Annotated in this window: 15 protein-coding genes; 5 read left to right on the top strand and 10 right to left on the bottom strand. The window is 73.9% G+C overall.

Features of this window, described 5'->3' with window-relative positions; all coding sequences use genetic code 11:
• The 4 genes from ACZ6B1_RS06435 to ACZ6B1_RS06420 all read right to left on the bottom strand — a co-directional run bounded on the left by ACZ6B1_RS06435 (window position 1) and on the right by ACZ6B1_RS06420 (window position 4,895).
• Window positions 1-942, bottom strand: a complete 942-nt coding sequence (locus ACZ6B1_RS06435; RefSeq protein ID WP_468775494.1) for a carbohydrate ABC transporter permease — start codon at window positions 940-942, stop codon at window positions 1-3.
• A gap of 2 nt (window positions 943-944) precedes the next feature.
• Window positions 945-2,288 (bottom strand): ABC transporter substrate-binding protein, encoded by a 1,344-nt coding sequence (locus ACZ6B1_RS06430; protein WP_468775492.1) that lies wholly within the window; start codon window positions 2,286-2,288, stop codon window positions 945-947.
• 59 nt (window positions 2,289-2,347) lie between these two features.
• Window positions 2,348-3,559, bottom strand: coding sequence for an ROK family transcriptional regulator (locus ACZ6B1_RS06425; protein ID WP_468775490.1), 1,212 nt, complete (start codon window positions 3,557-3,559; stop codon window positions 2,348-2,350).
• Between the two features lie 232 nt (window positions 3,560-3,791).
• Window positions 3,792-4,895: a mechanosensitive ion channel family protein gene (locus ACZ6B1_RS06420; protein ID WP_468775488.1), complete on the bottom strand. Its 1,104-nt coding sequence runs from the start codon at window positions 4,893-4,895 to the stop codon at window positions 3,792-3,794.
• Between the two features lie 314 nt (window positions 4,896-5,209).
• Here ACZ6B1_RS06420 and ACZ6B1_RS06415 point away from each other — a divergent pair, with 314 nt between their 5' ends.
• Entirely contained in the window at window positions 5,210-5,746 is a 537-nt protein-coding gene (locus ACZ6B1_RS06415) for an HNH endonuclease (RefSeq protein ID WP_199210575.1), read from the top strand.
• 119 nt (window positions 5,747-5,865) lie between these two features.
• On the opposite strand, the gene ACZ6B1_RS06410 is transcribed toward ACZ6B1_RS06415, so the two are convergent.
• The 5 genes from ACZ6B1_RS06410 to ACZ6B1_RS06390 all read right to left on the bottom strand — a co-directional run bounded on the left by ACZ6B1_RS06410 (window position 5,866) and on the right by ACZ6B1_RS06390 (window position 10,242).
• On the bottom strand, window positions 5,866-6,468 hold the full coding sequence (locus ACZ6B1_RS06410; protein WP_468775486.1) for a hypothetical protein: 603 nt from the start codon (window positions 6,466-6,468) through the stop codon (window positions 5,866-5,868).
• Window positions 6,465-7,796 (bottom strand): hypothetical protein, encoded by a 1,332-nt coding sequence (locus ACZ6B1_RS06405; RefSeq protein WP_468775484.1) that lies wholly within the window; start codon window positions 7,794-7,796, stop codon window positions 6,465-6,467. Before ACZ6B1_RS06405 ends, ACZ6B1_RS06410 begins: the two co-directional genes overlap by 4 nt.
• Window positions 7,793-8,554, bottom strand: a complete 762-nt coding sequence (locus tag ACZ6B1_RS06400) for an ATP-binding cassette domain-containing protein (protein WP_468776046.1) — start codon at window positions 8,552-8,554, stop codon at window positions 7,793-7,795. The genes ACZ6B1_RS06405 and ACZ6B1_RS06400 overlap by 4 nt, the downstream gene beginning before the upstream one ends.
• Window positions 8,555-8,752: 198 nt before the next feature.
• Window positions 8,753-9,634 carry an anti-sigma factor family protein gene (locus ACZ6B1_RS06395; RefSeq protein ID WP_468775483.1) on the bottom strand — a complete coding sequence of 294 codons (882 nt, stop codon included), beginning with the start codon at window positions 9,632-9,634 and terminating at the stop codon, window positions 8,753-8,755.
• A complete protein-coding gene (locus ACZ6B1_RS06390) occupies window positions 9,631-10,242 on the bottom strand; it encodes an RNA polymerase sigma factor (protein WP_468775481.1) in 612 nt (203 codons plus the stop codon). The genes ACZ6B1_RS06395 and ACZ6B1_RS06390 overlap by 4 nt, the downstream gene beginning before the upstream one ends.
• 150 nt (window positions 10,243-10,392) lie before the next feature.
• Between ACZ6B1_RS06390 and ACZ6B1_RS06385 the strand changes: the two genes are divergently transcribed.
• The 3 genes from ACZ6B1_RS06385 to ACZ6B1_RS06375 are packed head-to-tail and all read left to right on the top strand — an operon-like array spanning window position 10,393 to window position 13,051.
• Complete coding sequence (locus ACZ6B1_RS06385; protein WP_468775479.1) at window positions 10,393-10,638, top strand: hypothetical protein; 246 nt, start codon at window positions 10,393-10,395, stop codon at window positions 10,636-10,638.
• Complete coding sequence (gene malQ / locus ACZ6B1_RS06380) at window positions 10,639-12,717, top strand: 4-alpha-glucanotransferase (RefSeq protein WP_468775477.1); 2,079 nt, start codon at window positions 10,639-10,641, stop codon at window positions 12,715-12,717.
• Window positions 12,718-12,775: 58 nt separating this feature from the next.
• Window positions 12,776-13,051, top strand: a complete 276-nt coding sequence (locus ACZ6B1_RS06375) for a hypothetical protein (RefSeq protein ID WP_468775475.1) — start codon at window positions 12,776-12,778, stop codon at window positions 13,049-13,051.
• Between the two features lie 99 nt (window positions 13,052-13,150).
• Here ACZ6B1_RS06375 and ACZ6B1_RS06370 read toward each other — a convergent pair whose 3' ends face one another.
• Window positions 13,151-13,756, bottom strand: coding sequence for a TetR/AcrR family transcriptional regulator (locus tag ACZ6B1_RS06370; RefSeq protein ID WP_468775473.1), 606 nt, complete (start codon window positions 13,754-13,756; stop codon window positions 13,151-13,153).
• A 158-nt stretch (window positions 13,757-13,914) separates the two neighbouring features.
• Here ACZ6B1_RS06370 and ACZ6B1_RS06365 point away from each other — a divergent pair, with 158 nt between their 5' ends.
• Window positions 13,915-15,405 (top strand): FAD-dependent monooxygenase, encoded by a 1,491-nt coding sequence (locus ACZ6B1_RS06365; RefSeq protein ID WP_468775471.1) that lies wholly within the window; start codon window positions 13,915-13,917, stop codon window positions 15,403-15,405.

Below are 15,405 nucleotides of genomic sequence, written 5' to 3'. Positions count from 1 at the left end.
TCAGTCACCTGCCTGGACGAGACCGCCCCGGCGCCGCATCAGGAACGCGGTGAACACCATCGACAGGGCGAACAGCACGAGAGCCACCACACAGGCCGAGCCGTAGTCGAAGCGCTGGAAGCCGAGGTTGTAGACGAGCTGGGGGAGGGTGAGCGTGGACTTGTCCGGGTAGCCGGGCTCGAACTGGGTGCCCGCGCCCTGGATCACGCCCGAGGCGACCTTTCCCGCGATCAGCGGCTGCGTGTAGTACTGCATCGTCTGGATCACGCCGGTGACCACGGCGAACATCACGATCGGGGAGATGTTCGGCAGCGTGACGAAGCGGAAGCGCTGCCACGCCGACGCCCCGTCCAGCTCGGCCGCCTCGTACTGCTCCGCCGGTACGTCGAGCAGCGCGGCCATGAAGATGACCATCAGGTCGCCGATGCCCCACAACGCCAGCAGGGTCAGGCCCGGCTTGGACCAGGTGGGGTCGTTGAACCAGCCCGGCGCCGGGACGCCGATCCTCTCCAGGATGGAGTCGACCGGGCCCGTGCCGGGGTTGAGGAGGAAGGCGAAGGCCATGGTCGCGGCCACCGGCGGGGCGAGGTAGGGCAGGTAGAAGAGGGTGCGGAAGACGCCCGCGCCGGTCTTGATCTTCGTGATGAGCAGGCCCACACCGAGTCCGAAGACGACCCGGAGGGTCACCATCACCAGCACCAGCCACAGGGTGTTGCGCAGCGCGGGCCAGAACAGCGGGTAGTGCTCGAGGACGTAGGCCCAGTTCTTCGTGCCGCTCCACGTCGGCGGCCGGAAGCCGTCGTAGTGCATGAAGGAGAAGTAGACCGTCGAGATCAGCGGGTACGCGAAGAAGACCGCGAAGCCGATCAGCCAGGGCGACATGAAGGCCGCCGTGCGCAGCGCCGCCCTGCGGCGCCTGGAGCCCAACGTGGTGGCCGCCATGGCTACTTCGCCTGCGCGATGTCCGTGTCGATCTGCGCGGCCGTCTTCCTCAGGCCTGCCTTCAGATCGGTGACCTTGCCGCTCTCGTAGTCGTACCCGAACTGCTGGATCGTCACCAGGTACACACCGCCGTTGACCGAGGCGGGACTCGTGGTCGAGTCCGGGTTCGCGGCGATGTCCAGGAAGGTCTTGAACCGCGGGTCGTACTTCAGCTTCGGGGACTTCAGCGCGGCGAGCGTGGAGGGCACGTTGTGGATGTCGTTGGCGAAGCCGACCACCGCGTCCGTGTCCGTGGTCATGTACTTCACCAGCTCCCAGGCCGCGTTCTGCTTGTGGCTGGTGGCCGCGATGCCGGCGATGGTGCCGGTGATGTAACCCTTGCCGTACTGGTCGGCCCGGTCGTCCGGTACGGGCAGTGGGGCGACGCCGATGTCGAACTTCGGTTTGGCGTCGAGCGCCATCCCGAGCCGCCACTCGCCGTCCATCTGCATGGCCACCTGGCCGGTGTGGAAGGGGTGCTTAGGACCCCACTCGTCGCCGAGGGTGGCCCGGAACCTCTCCAGCTTCTGGAAGCCCCCGAGTTCGTCGACGAGCTTCTTCTGCAGGGTGAAGCCCTTCTCGAACGCCGGGTCCTTCGCCACGCTGGACTTGCCGGCCTTGTCGAAGTACGTCGGCGAGAACTGCCCGAAGTAGTGCTCGGTCGTGGACTCCCAGCCGTGGTAGTCCGGCATGAAGCCGAGCTGCTTGTAGCCGTCGCCCTGCGTGATGGTCAGCTTCCTGGCGTCGGTCTCGAACTCCGACCAGGTCTTCGGCGGGGCCGTGATGCCCGCCTTCTCGAACGCCGTCTTGTTGTAGTAGAGGCCGTACGCGTCGCCCAGCAGCGGCACCGAGCAGCGATTGCCGTCGAACCGGGTGTACTCGTTCATCGCCTTCGGGAAGGTCGTCTGCGGGTCGATGCCCGACTTCTCGAAGAAGGGGTTGAGATCCACCAGCGCGCCCGACGAGCAGAACTTGCCGACGTTGTTGGTGGTGAAGGAGGAGATGACGTCGGGGGCCCGCTCGCCGCCGGTGCGCAGCGCCTGGTTGATCTTGTCGTCGGTCATGTTGCCGACGACGTTCACATGGATGTTGGGGTGCGCCTTCTCGAAGCCGGCGACCAGCGACTTCACCGCCTTGACCTCGTTCGGCGCGCTCCAGGCGTGCCAGAAGTTGATCGTCGTCTCCTTGGAGGCGTCGTCGGTGGCGCCGGAGCCGGACTGGCCGGTGCAGGCGGTGGCGAGCAGGGCGAGGGCGGCGGTCAGGGCGAAGGCCGCTTTCCGGGCGGTTTCGGGTACGGCTGTGGGCATGGCGAGGTCTCCCTGGGACGGGGTGGGTGAGGAGGGAGTGCTTCGGTGGGACTCGGCGCTCAGCGCGAGGTGTCGAAGACCTCGTCGCGAGTGGCCGCGAGCGCGGACTCCAGCGCGCCGCGCAGCACGGGGTGTTCCGTCACGTCGCCGACGACCAGCCGGGGGCGGGCCGCGGCGAGTTCCTCCAGCTCGGCCTGGACGAGGGCGCGCAGCACCTCGCCGCCGGCCGTCAGGGACGAGCCGCTGAGGACGACGAGTTCGGGGTCGAGGACGGAGACCAGCGAGGCGAGACCGGTGGCCAGCCGGGTCGCGTAGGTCCGCAGCAGTTCCCGGTGCGGTCCGCCGGCGTGGTCGGCCGCCCGCGCCAGGAGGGTCGCGGCCACTTCGGTGTACGGGCCCGCCGGCACATCGGAGACGCCGAGTTCGCGGGCCAGTTCCGGTACCGCCTGGGAGCCGGCCAGCTCCTGGTAGCCGCCGCTGTTGGCCTTGGTCACCTGGCGCACCAGCGGGGTGCCGGGCACCGGCAGGAAGCCCACCTCGCCGGCGCCGCCGGTCCAGCCGCGGTGCAGCCGTCCGCCGAGCACCAGGGCGGCGCCCATGCCCTCCTGGTTCCACAGCAGGACGAAGTCCGCGTGGCCGCGGGCCGCGCCGAGCCGCTGTTCGGCGATGGCGACGAGGTTGACGTCGTTCTCGTACTCGACCGGCATCGGCAGCGCGGCGGCGAGTTCGTCGAGCAGGCTGGGGGAGTGCCAGCCGGGCAGGTGCGAGGCGTAGCGCAGCCGGCCGGTGCCCGGGTCGAAGGCGCCCGGGGTGCCGATGACCAGCCGGTGCACATCGGCCCGGGCGAGGCCCGCGGCCTTCACGGCGCCGTCCAGGGCCTCGGTGACCTGCTGCACGACGGGTCGGGCCGGACGCCGGCCGGGGGTGGGCAGCTCGTACTCGCCGACCGTGCGGCCGGTGACGTCGGCGACGGCGGCGCGGATGCGGTGCGGGCTCACGTCGAGCCCGGCCGCGTGGGCGGCGCCCGGGTTCACGGCGTAGAGCTGGGCGTTGGGTCCCGGCCGGCCCTCGCTGATGCCGGTGACCCGGACCAGCCCGGCCGCCTCCAGGCGGGCCAGGAGCTGGGACGCGGTCGGCTTGGACAGGCCGGTGAGCTTGCCGATGCGGGTGCGGGACAGCGGCCCGTGCTCCAGGAGGAGGTCCAGCGCGGCGCGGTCGTTCATGGCGCGCAGGACGCGCGGAGTGCCCGGCGTACCGGCGGTTCCTGCCATGCGGTCGACACCTGCCTTTCCAGCTCCCCAGCTTTTCAGCGACCTGTGCATGACGTCCAGCCTTGATCAACGGGCGCCCGGAAGATCACTGTTAGGAAACTTTCCTATTCGCGTGGGAGGAACGTAAGCCCAGGACGAAGAGGGCGTCAATAGACAACGCCCCCGAGGCAACGGAGTCGTTACCTCGGGGGCGTGGGCCCGGGCGCCGGCGGCGCCGCGCGTGACCGCTTCGCTACTTGCCCGGAGAGGCCGGGCGCTGGGAGGCGATCGGGGTCGCGGCCACGGACTGCGGGGACTCCGCGTTGGCGTACACCGACGGCGCCGCCACCGCCGCGGCCGGGTCCGGGGCGTCCTCGACGTCCTCCACGGCCGTGGCGCCGCCCACGATGCGGATGCTCGCCGCGTCGAAGGCCCGCTTGATCCGCCAGCGCAGCTCGCGTTCCACGGCCACCGACTTGCCGGGCATGGTCCGCGCCGTGAGCCGCACCACCATCGAGTCGATCAGCACGCTGTCCAGGCCCAGCACCTCGACCTGGCCCCACAGCAGCTCGTTCCAGGGCTCTTCCTTGCTCAGCTTCTCGGCGACCTCGTCCAGGGTGGCCTTCACCCGGTCCAGGTCCTCGCTCGCCCGGACGGTCACGTCGACCCCGGCGGTCGCCCAGCCCTGCGAGAGGTTGCCGATCCGTTTGACCTCGCCGTTGCGGACGTACCAGATCTCACCGCCGTCACCGCGCAGCTTGGTCACCCGCAGCCCGACCTCGATCACCTCGCCGGAGGCCACACCGGCGTCGATGGTGTCGCCGACGCCGTACTGGTCCTCTAGGATCATGAAGACGCCGGAGAGGAAGTCCGTGACCAGGTTCCGGGCGCCGAAACCGATCGCCACGCCCGCCACACCGGCCGAGGCCAGCAGCGGCGCCAGGTTGATCTTGAAGGTGGAGAGCACCATCAGCGCGGCCGTGCCGAGGATCACGAAGCTGGCCACCGAACGCAGCACGGAGCCGATCGCCGCCGCCCGCTGCCGGCGCCGCTCCACGTTGACCAGCAACCCGCCCAGCGGGCTGCCCTCGGAGGCCTGTGCCGTCCGGGTCATGCGGTCGATCAGCTTGGTGATCGCCCGCCGCACCACTGCCCTGAGCGCCACGGCCACGACCACGACCAGCACGATCTGCAGGCCCATCGCCAGCCAGGTCGACCAGTTCTGCTCCACCCAGCTCGCGGCGTTCGTCGCGTGGTCCTGGGCGTCCTGCAGGGTGGGCACGGGCGACCCCGTCGAATCCGACGGGGACGGCGAGGGGGACGTGCCGGCGGCCAGAAGGACGACGGGCAAGGACACGGGGGTACCTCCATGGTGCTGCGCGGTCCGCTCCGGTGGGGCGGTCAAGGTCTTCGAGATCACGAAAAGGTCACCGGACGGACAGAACCAACACACTAACGGGGCATCGTGTGTGCCCCACGCCGTTCCGCCCAAGGGAGACGGGTCTCACCTGGGCTTGAAGACGCCATGATCCGGGGGACCTATGAGGTGTGGTCGAAAACACTCCCAGCCCGTTACCGGGACATGGTGGCGCGTTCACCAGGCATGAGGGGAGACTGACTGCAGATCGTCCCGGCGCGAGCCACGCGCCGCCGACGCCCAAGGAGGCACCCGTGCCGCACGTCCTGGTCCTCAACGCGTCGTACGAGCCGCTCGGCGTCGTACCGCTCCGCCGCGCGCTCGTCCTCGTCCTGGAGAACAAGGCCGTCTCCCTCGAGGAATCCGGCGCCTTTATGCACAGCGCGACCGTCACAGTCTCCGCACCCAGCGTGGTCCGGCTGAAGCGTTTCGTGCGGGTTCCCTACCGGGGGCCCGTTCCTCTCACCCGCCGGGCGCTGTTCGCGCGCGACGGGGGCCGGTGCATGTACTGCGGTGGCGTCGCAACCAGCGTCGACCACGTCATCCCGCGCAGCCGCGGGGGCAAGCACGTCTGGGACAACGTGGTGGCCTCGTGCCGCCGCTGCAACCACGTGAAGGCCGACCGCCACCTGGTCGAGATCGGCTGGCGGCTGCGTCACAAACCCGCCCCACCCACCGGTCTGGCCTGGCGCATCATCGGGACCGGCCACAGGGACCCGCGCTGGCTGCCCTACTTGCAGCCGTACGGCGCGGACGACGCCATGGCCCGGATCGACGGCATCTCAGCCTGAGGATTCCGGGCCTTCACGCACCCCGTGGCCGGACAGGACCCAGGGTCCTTCGTTCGGATCATGCCGGATCAGGGCGCGGTGCCGGGCCCGCGAGCCCGGCATGATCCGAACGAGAGGTGCTAGCCGCGGGGTCCTTCGGCACGCGCCCCGCGCACCGCGTACAGCGCGGCGCCCACCACGAACGCGGTCAGCGCCGCGGCCCAGGCGCCCGGTTGCGCGCCCGGCTGCATCGGCCACGCCCACACCGTGACCGCGCGCCCGCGCGCCCCCGAAGAGGCCAGATAGACGGCCGTCACATAGCCGAAGGCGGGCAGCCAGCTCAGCCGCGCGCCCAGCAGGACGGCCGCCGCGGCCGTGACACCGGTGCAGCCGAGCGTGTTGCGGACGACCGCGGGCGGCCCGAAGGTCTCCGCGTGCCCCAGCACCGCCAGCGGCAGCACCAGAGCCGCCAGGGCGGTCAGCGCCCCGAGCTGCGCCAGCCGCCGCGGCCACCAGGGCCGCACGGCCGTCCGGTCCAGCTCGTCCGACGCCGAGTACAGGCTCGTGCCGATCACGGCGGCAGCCAGCAGCGGGGCCAGGGCGACGACCGGCACCCGGCGGTAGGGGTCGAGATAGGCGTCCAGGCGGCCGGCGGCCCACACCGCGAAGGCCGTGGTGCCGGCCAGCGCGAGCAGGGTGAGAGGGAGGGCACGGGAGCGGGCGTAGAGGAGGGGGCCGGTCACAGGGCGGGCACCCCCTTCACGTCACAGGTGCCGGCCGTCGCGAAGTACGCCGACAGCCAGTCCCGGCGCTCCTCCTCGCCCATTTCGGCCAGCCTGGCCCGGGCGGCGAGGCGCTCGCGCAGGTCGGCGCGGTGAGCCGCGTCGCCATGGGCGTCGATGTCGTCGAACCTCTCCTGCGCCGGGCTGGGGCCGAGGTACGCCTCCACGGCGTCGTCGGCCCGGCGCATCCGCTCCGTGGAGTGCAGACAGTCGGGGCGCCGTTCCAGCGCCGCCGTCGCCTCCCAGGCGAACTGCCGCGGATCCGTCAGCCGGCCTCGTACGACCGACCAGCCCAGCGGCGTCAGGCTGGGCAACTGGGCCTCGGTGTCGTGCGACTCGTGGTCGCGTTCCTCCCACCGCACCGGCAGGTGCCGCACCCCCTCGAGCTTGCCCGTGACGCCCGACAGGGCGTCGGCGACCTGCGGCAGCATCCCCGCGTACCGGGCGTTCACGCAGACCGCCGGGGTGGTGGAGGTGTCGCACACCTGCCGGCGCGCGAGCGGCTCCTCGTGCCACAGACCGTCCCCGGTCTGGGTCAGGACCGCCCCCGCGGCCACGGCGGCGGCCAGCGGCAGCAGGGCCGTCACCCGGCGCCGCGCGGCGTACGCCAGCACGGCGGCGAACGCCAGACCCGCCGTCCACACGGCCATCGAGACGGGCTGCCACCACACCGGGACGTCGGTGTCCATGATCTGGAACGCCGGATCGAGATGGCGGCCGGAACCCGAACGGCTCGTCGACACCACGCCGAGCCCCGCGCACCCGGCGATCGCCAGCAGCGGCGCGGCCAGCCGGGTGGGCACGGCCCGGCCCACCACGTGCCCGAGCAGCGTGGCCGCCGCCACCGCCACGGTGTCCCCGGGCAGCAGCTCGGGGTGGGGCCGGTCGCCCTGCGCGTAGGGCCAGGTCGCGAGCATCGCCAGGCCCGCCGCGGCCAGGTAGCCGGCGGCCGTCCAGAGCGCGACGGGCAGGGCCGAGGCCAGGAACCGGGCGAGCGGCGCCCGGACGACCGTCCCCCACAGCTGCTCGGTACGCCGCCGCCGCTCCCGGCCGCCCTGCCAGCAGCCCGCCGCGGCGGCCAGCGGTCCGGCGATCAGCACGGTGGTGTGCGTCTGGGCGGCGGTCTCCGCCCAGCCGCCCTGCCAGCGGTCGGCGGAACCGGCCAGCAGGACGCCGAGGGTGAGCAGTACGGCGGCCCCGGCGAAGGGCGCGAATCCGCGCAGGACCTCCGCGCGCAGCGGATGGGGCGCCCGTGCGGCGGGCGCCTTCCGGCCGGTCACGAGGCTCATCGCACCGACTCCCGCGTCCCCGCGCCGCCGCGGTGGGCCCGCAGCGCGGCCGTGTAGCCGCGCTCGATCGGGTGGTCGCCCGGACCGCCCGAGGTCTCGCCCATCAGCGTGAGCGAGTGCGGGGTGCCGCGGTAGGCGATCCGGCCCCCGTCGAGGAGGGTGACCTCCGTGCAGGCGGCGGCCACGTCCTCCACCAGGTGGGTGGAGACCACCACCGTGGCCGAGGCGCCGAGTTCGCGCAGCAGCTCGCGGAACTCCACCCGCTGCTCCGGGTCGAGACCGGCGGTGGGCTCGTCCAGCAGCAGCACGCTCGGCTCGTTGACGATGGCCTGGGCGATGCCGACCCGGCGGACCATGCCCCCGGACAGGGTGCGGATCTTCGCGTCGGCGCGGTCCGCGAGGCCGACCCGGGCCACGGCGTCCGCCACGGCGGCCGGGACGCGGGCGGCGGGCATCTCCTTCAGCCAGGCCACGTACGCCACGAACTCCCGCACCGTGAAGCCCGGGTAGTAGCCGAACTCCTGCGGCAGATAGCCCAGCCGGCGCCGGACCGCGGAGCGCCCGCGGTGCCCGGCGGTGTCCTGGCCGAGGATCTCCACCCGCCCGGCGGACGGCCGGGCCACGGTGGCCAGGACCCGGATCAGTGAGGTCTTCCCGGCACCGTTGGGCCCGAGCAGCCCGTGCACACCGGTGCCGAGGTCCAGATCGACGCCGTCCAGGGCGAGGTGTTTCCGGTGCCGGACCCGCAGGCCGGACACGAGTATGGAACTCAAGGGGTCTCCAGAGATGGCTTGCCGGGGGCGGGGCCGCCGGGATGGCCGGGGCCCCGGGGCGGTCGCATCGGGACACCAGGGCCGTGGGGCCCCGGGCCGGGCGGTGTCCGCCGGGATGGTCGGACTGATCGGGGTGTCTCGAGTGGTGCCGTCAGGGGCCGGGCGGTGCTGCGGGGCCCGCAGTCACCGGCGCAGCAGGTGGTCGTAGGCCGGGCGGCGGGCCGTGAGGACGGCGGCGCTCAGCACGGCCGCCGCCGCCCACGCGCCCTGCGCCTCCGCGCCGCCGAAGCAGCGGGACAGCTGCTCGGCCAGGCGTGCGGTGATCTCGCCGCCCGGTGCGCCGGGCACGGGCGCGCCGACGGCGCACAGCCAGCCCCCGGCCGTGACCACGGCCGCCGTACGGCAGCCGGCGAAGGAGGCCAGGGCCAGCGTGCCCAGCGTCAGGGCCAGCCCCGGCAGCAGCCAGGCCGCGGCGGCCGGGGCGCCGGAGGCGGGCAGCAGCAGCCCGCTCAGGGTCAGCAGCGGCAGACTCACCGCGAGCACCGCGGCCGTCCGGGTCAGCGCCAGGCGCAGCCCGCCGGCCGGGCTGGCCGCCGCCACCTCGTACAGCGGGTCGGCGTGCGGCCCGTAGGACAGCGCGACCCCGGCCACGGGCACCACGGGCGCGATCGCCAGCAGCAGTGTCCGCGCGCCGGGCACGCCGCCCCCGTATCCCAGGGCCATCGCCCCCACCGCGACGAGCAGCACGGCCGGCAGCCACGCCCCCCGCACGGCGGGCCCGGCGGCCCAGAGCAGCCGGGCGAACCGGGACACGGCGGGGACCGGGGCCGCCACGGAGCGCGCCGCCCCCGCGGGCGCCGCTCCCAGCACCGCCTCCCGCACCTCGTCCAGCACCGCCACCGCCGCCGTGCCGCGCACCGCCCGCGACACCAGCGCCGCGCATCCCGGGCAGCTCTCCAGGTGCTTCTCCAGGGACCACGCGTCCGGCTCCGCCAGGGAGCCGTCGGCGTAACGGGCGACGAGGCCTGCGGAGGCGTGCCAGACGTGTGCGTTGCCGTGGGTCATGCCGTACCTCCCAGCGGGGGCGGGTTCAGATGGGCCAGCGCGGACCGCAGCTCCGTACGGGCGCGCCGGGCGCGGGACTTGACGGTGCCCTCGGGTATGCCGAGCAGCCGGGCCGCCTCCCGGGTGCTCAGCCCGTCGACGACGGTCGCGCGCAGCACCTCGCGCAGCTCGGGGGAGATCCGGTCCAGCGCGGCGCCGACGTCCCCGTACTCCAGGCCCGCCAGCACCCTGTCCTCGGCGGAGGGCGCGGCGGCCGGCTCATGGGCGCCGTCCGCCGACTCCAGCGGCGCGCCCGCCACCCGCGCGGCCCGCTCCAGCGCCCGCCGCGCGTCGACCAGCCGCCGTGCCGCGATCGTCCACAGCCAGCCGCCGGTCTCCTGACCGCGGTGCCCGGCCGCCGACCGCCACACGGTGACGAACGTGTCCTGCAGAACCTCCCGGACGACCTCCGGATCGGCGCAGCGCCGGGTCAGCCGCGCGTGCAGCCAGCCGGCGTGCCGGTCGTACAGATCGGCCATGGCCGACTGATCGCCCGCCGCGACGGCCCGCAGCAGCGCCACGTCCCCGTCCTTCTCCCGCTGGCCCCCCACGGGGCGGAACAGTCTCACACTCCCTCTATCGACCACGCGGCCGGCATCGGTTCACGGGATGCGCACACGCGTACCCGGGCGGTGTGGTGAGTGGCTTCGGCGTCGCGGGGTAGGCCTGCCCTGACCACCGCTAGCCGCGGCAAGCGATCCAGAGAGAAGGAGGCCCCCGTGGCCGCACCGGCTCATCCCACCATTCCGGCCCAGTGGAAACCCTTGGCGGAGCCGTCCGCCGAGACCGACGACGCGCGGCTGTGCGTCTTCAGCGCCGAGAGCGCCTGCGTGGAGGCGCCGCTGACCAGCGAGCCGCCCCTGCCCGACGCCGAACCCCTGACCAGCGAGCCACCACTCGCCGAGGCCGCCCCGCTGACCAGCGAGTCCGACCCGATCCCCGACTTCTTCGGCGCGGGAGTGTAGATGGCCGCGGCCGCCGACGAGGAGCTGGCCCGGCTCGCCGCACTGCACGGGGTGGACACCTCCTACCGCCCCGCCCCGGACCGCACGGTCGACGTCCCCGCCTCCGCCGTGGTGGCCGCCCTGGCCGCCCTCGGCGTCGACGCGGGCACCCCGGACGCGGTACGCGCCGCGCTCGCCGAACGGGAACGCGAGCTGCGCGAACGGCTGCTCCCGCCGACGGTCGTGCACTGGGCCGGCGACCCGGACGGCCCCGCCGCCCTCGCCGCACTGCCCGCCGGCACCCGCCTCACCGTCGAGACCGAGCAGGGCGAGTCACGGGACACGGCAGAAGGGCTGCCCCTCGGAGCGCACCGGGTGACCGCCGTCGCGCCCGACGGCCGCACCGGGCACGCCCATCTCGTCGTCGCCCCGGACCGGCTGCCCACCCCGGCCACCCGCTCCTACGGCCTGCTCGTCCAGCTCTACTCGCTGCTCTCCCGGCGCTCCTGGGGCATGGGCGACCTCGGTGACCTCGCCGAGCTGGCCGGCTGGGCCGGACGCACCGCCGGCGCCGGATTCGTCCAGGTCAACCCGCTGCACGCGGCCGTGCCCGGCGCCCCGACCGACCCCTCCCCGTACCGGCCCTCCTCCCGCCGCTTCCCCGACCCGGTGCACCTGCGCGTCGAGCTGATCGACGAGTTCGCCCACGTCGAGGACCAGGACCGGGTCCGCGGCCTGCTGGAACGCGCCGCGCGGCTGCGCGCCGACGTCCTCGACAAGGGCGCCCTCATCGACCGGGACGCGGTGTGGGAGCTGAAGCGGGAGGCACTGGAACTGGTCCTCGCCGTCCCCCTCGGACCGGGACGGCAGGCCGCCTACGACGCCTTCCGCGCCGAGGAGGGGCAGGCCCTGGAGGACCACGCCACCTGGTACGCGCTCGCCGAGACCCACGGCTCCGACTGGCACCAGTGGCCCGCGGGCCTGCGCGACCCGCGCTCCGCCGAGACCGCCCGCGCCCGCGCCGCGCTCGCCGACCGCGTCGGCTTCCACTCCCGCCTCGCCTGGCTCACCGACGGCCAGCTCCGCGCCGCCCAGCGCGCCGCGCAGGAGGCCGGCATGCCCGTCGGGATCGTGCACGACCTCGCCGTCGGCGTGCACCCCCAGGGCGCGGACGCCTGGGCGCAGCAGGACCACTTCGCCGCCGGGATGTCGGTCGGCGCCCCGCCCGACGCCTTCAACGCCCACGGCCAGGACTGGGGGCTGCCGCCCTGGCGCCCCGACCGGCTGGCCGCCTCCGGCCACGCCCCCTACCGCCACCTGCTGCGCGCCCTGTTCCGCTACACCGGCGCCCTGCGCATCGACCATGTGATGGGCCTGTTCCGGCTGTGGTGGGTGCCCCAGGGCCGCCCGCCCACCGAGGGCACCTATGTCCGCCACGACGCCGAGGCCATGCTCGCCCTGCTCGCCCTCGAGGCCTTCCGGGCCGGGGCGGTGGTGATCGGCGAGGACCTGGGGACCGTGGAGCCCGGGGTGCGCGAGAGGCTGCAGCGGCGCGGGGTGCTCGGCACGTCCGTGCTCTGGTTCGAACGGGACTGGGAGGGCGACGGCCGCCCGCTGCCCCCGGAACACTGGCGCGCCGACTGCCTGGCCACCGCCACCACGCACGACCTGCCGCCCACCGCCGCCCGGCTCACCGGCGACCACGTCGGTCTGCGCGACCGCCTGGGCCTGCTCACCCGCTCCGTCGCCGAGGAGAGCGCCGAGGCGGCCGCGGACACGGCGGAATGGCTCGCGCTGCTGGGCAGCCTCGGCCTGCTGGACAGCCCGGCGGCAGGGCCGCCCGGCAGCGACGAGGAGGCCGAGATCCAGGGCGTCCACCGCTTCCTGCTGCGCACCCCGGCCCGGCTGGTCGGCGTCTGGCTCCCGGACGGCGTCGGCGACCGCCGCCCGCAGAACCTGCCCGGCACCTGGGACGAGTACCCGAACTGGCGGCTGCCCGTCGCCGATTCGCAGGGCCGCCCGGTGACGCTGGAGGAGCTGGCGGCCTCGCCCCGGCTCCGGGCTCTGCTGGACGTGCTCAGAGCGGAGACGGGGCGGTGAGGGCCGCGTAAGGGACCCCGGGCGCGCGTCCATTCGGGTGGTTCGCTAACTTGAGAGAGTGGACAAGAAGAACGCCCTGCGCGCCGGCGCCCTGGCCGCCGGTACGACGCTGATGATGCTGCTCATGTCGTCCCCCGCGCTCGCGCTGACCCGCGACGACGGTGACGACCCCGGCCCCGGCCTGAGCGTCATCCAGACGCTGGGCCTCTACGTGGTGGCACCGATCGCCCTGTTCGTGATCATCGCGGGCCTGGTGATGGTGCTGGACAAGTCCCACGCCAAGAAGGACACCACGACGTCCAACATCAACGTGAGGGGCGAGGCGAAGGCCTGACCGGCCTGTCCCGTCCCGCCGAGGGCGCCGTCCTCCCTCCGGTACGCGCACGCCGCCGTACCCGGGTGAGGCCGGCGCCCTCGGTGTTTCCCGGCGGGCTCAGGGGCTGGGCGCGGTGAGGTAGCGCTGCACGGTCGGCCCGAGCCAGGCCACCAGCTCCTCGCGCGTCAGCGCCACCGCGGGCGGCAGCCGCAGCACATAGCGGGTGAGGGCCAGCCCGAGCAGCTGCGCCGCGCACAGCGCGGCCCGGGCCGGAACCTGCTCCGGGTCGGGGCACACCTGCCGGGCCACCGGCAGCAGCTGGTCCCGGAAGATGCCCTGCATGCGCTCGGCCCCGGCCTGGTTGGTGGCACCCACTCGCAGCACCGCCGTCAGCTCCTCGTTCTCCTCCCACAGGTCGAGGAAGTGCGCGACCAGCGTCCGGCCGGCCTCGTCCCGGGGCACCGGCCCCAGGTCGGGCAGCCGCAGATCGAGCGCGACGGCCGCCGCGAACAGGCCCTCCTTGCTGCCGAAGTACCGCATCACCATCGACGGGTCGATGCGCGCGTCCTTGGCGATGGCGCGGATGGTGGCCCGCTCGTAGCCGTCAGTGGCGAAGCGCTCGCGGGCGGCGGCGAGGATCGCGGTGCGGGTGGCGTCCGAGCGGCGCGACCGACTGGTGCTCCTGCCGCTGTCGGCGTTGTTGCTGCTGGTGCTGGCGGTCATGCCTACAAGCGTAGGCCCACACGCGTTGGCCAACAAGCGTTGACAGGTGTGGGAGGTCGCCGTAAGTTTGCCAACAAGCGTTGACCAACAGCTGTTGACCGGCGAGTGCGAGCAGCCGGCAGGCGTAGGCCAACAAGTGTTGGCACCAGGAGGTCCTCATGAACGGCACCACTGGAAACTCCGGCCCCGCCGTCACCCCCGGCTCGGCCCCCGACCCCACCCGCCCGCGCGTCCTCGTCGTCGGCTCCGGGCCCACCGGACTCCTCCTCGCCGGCGACCTCGCCGCCGCGGGCGTCCCGGTCACCGTCCTGGAGAAGCGCCCCCACGGGATCAGCAACCTCTCCCGCGCCTTCGTCCTGCACGCCCGCACCCTCGAACAGCTCGACGCCCGCGGCCTCGCCGAGGACCTGGAGGCCGCCGGGCAGCCGCTGGACCGGCTCCGTCTCTTCGGCCGGCTCACCGTCGACCTCGCCGCCCTGCCCTCCCGGTTCAACCACCTCCTCATCCTCCCGCAGTACGAGGTCGAGAAGGCGCTGGAGCGGCGGGCGGTCGAGGCCGGCGCCGACTTCCGGTACGGGACCGAGCTGACCGGCCTCACCCAGGACGCCGACGGAGTCACCGTCGAGGTCGGCGGCCCCGGCGGGCGCGCGGAGACCCTGCGGGCCGCCTACCTCGTCGGCGCCGACGGCATGCGCAGTGCCGTACGGAACGCGATCGGGCTGCCGTTCCCCGGCAGGTCGGTGATCCGGTCCGTCGTCCTCGCCGACGTCCGGCTCGCCGAGAAGCCCCCGGCCCTGCTCACCGTCAACGCCGTCGGTGACGCCTTCGCCTTCCTCGCGCCCTTCGGTGACGGCTACTACCGGGTGATCGGCTGGCACCGGGGCCGCGACGTCCCCGACAAGGAGCCGCTGGACCTGGCCGAGGTCAAGGAGATCACCCGGCTCGCCCTCGGCCGGGACTACGGGATGCACGACGCCCGCTGGCTGTCCCGCTTCCACAGCGACGAGCGCCAGGCGCCCGCCTACCGGTCCGGCCGGGTCTTCCTCGCCGGCGACGCCGCGCACGTGCACACCCCCGCCGGCGGTCAGGGCATGAACACCGGGCTCCAGGACGCGGCCAACCTGAGCTGGAAGCTCGCCGCGGTCGTCACCGGGCACGCGGACCCCGGACTGCTCGACAGCTACCAGGCCGAGCGGCACCCGGTCGGCAGGGCGGTGCTGCGCAGCAGCGGCGGTATCGTGCGCCTCGCCATGGCCAAGCGCCCCTGGACGCTGGCGGCCCGGGCCGCGCTCACCATGTTCCTCGACGCCGTCGGCCCCGCCCGCCGCAAGGTCGCCGGCCAGATCACCGGCATCGGCTACCGCTACCCCGCGCCCAGCGGCGCCCACCGCCTCGCCGGCACCCGGGCCCCGGACGTCGCCCTGGCCGGCGGCGGCCGCCTCTACGAGGCGCTGCGCGGGGGCCGGTTCGTGCTGATCACCCCGGAGCCGTACGAGGGTGGGCACGGCGACCGGCTGGCCGTGGCGCGCTGGGCGGGTGACCGCCGGACGGCCGTGCTGGTGCGCCCCGACGGATACGTGGCCTGGGCGGCCGACTCGGCCGGTCCGGCGGAGATCCTGGCGGCCGTGGCCGAACGCGTCGGCGGCTGA

It is taken from the genome of Streptomyces sp. NPDC041129 (assembly GCF_055592265.1).
The sequence above is the reverse complement of the archived record's forward strand: the minus strand, read 5'-3'. Positions and strand labels throughout refer to the sequence as shown.

Coding starts and splice junctions, on each gene's coding strand:
- ACZ6B1_RS06395 (WP_468775483.1), bottom strand. CDS start 9,634: ATGACCCACGGCAACGCACACGTCTGGCACGCCTCCGCAGGCCTCGTC.
- ACZ6B1_RS06365 (WP_468775471.1), top strand. CDS start 13,915: ATGAACGGCACCACTGGAAACTCCGGCCCCGCCGTCACCCCCGGCTCG.
- ACZ6B1_RS06425 (WP_468775490.1), bottom strand. CDS start 3,559: ATGGCAGGAACCGCCGGTACGCCGGGCACTCCGCGCGTCCTGCGCGCC.
- malQ (WP_468775477.1), top strand. CDS start 10,639: ATGGCCGCGGCCGCCGACGAGGAGCTGGCCCGGCTCGCCGCACTGCAC.
- ACZ6B1_RS06430 (WP_468775492.1), bottom strand. CDS start 2,288: ATGCCCACAGCCGTACCCGAAACCGCCCGGAAAGCGGCCTTCGCCCTG.
- ACZ6B1_RS06370 (WP_468775473.1), bottom strand. CDS start 13,756: ATGACCGCCAGCACCAGCAGCAACAACGCCGACAGCGGCAGGAGCACC.
- ACZ6B1_RS06405 (WP_468775484.1), bottom strand. CDS start 7,796: ATGAGCCTCGTGACCGGCCGGAAGGCGCCCGCCGCACGGGCGCCCCAT.
- ACZ6B1_RS06435 (WP_468775494.1), bottom strand. CDS start 942: ATGGCGGCCACCACGTTGGGCTCCAGGCGCCGCAGGGCGGCGCTGCGC.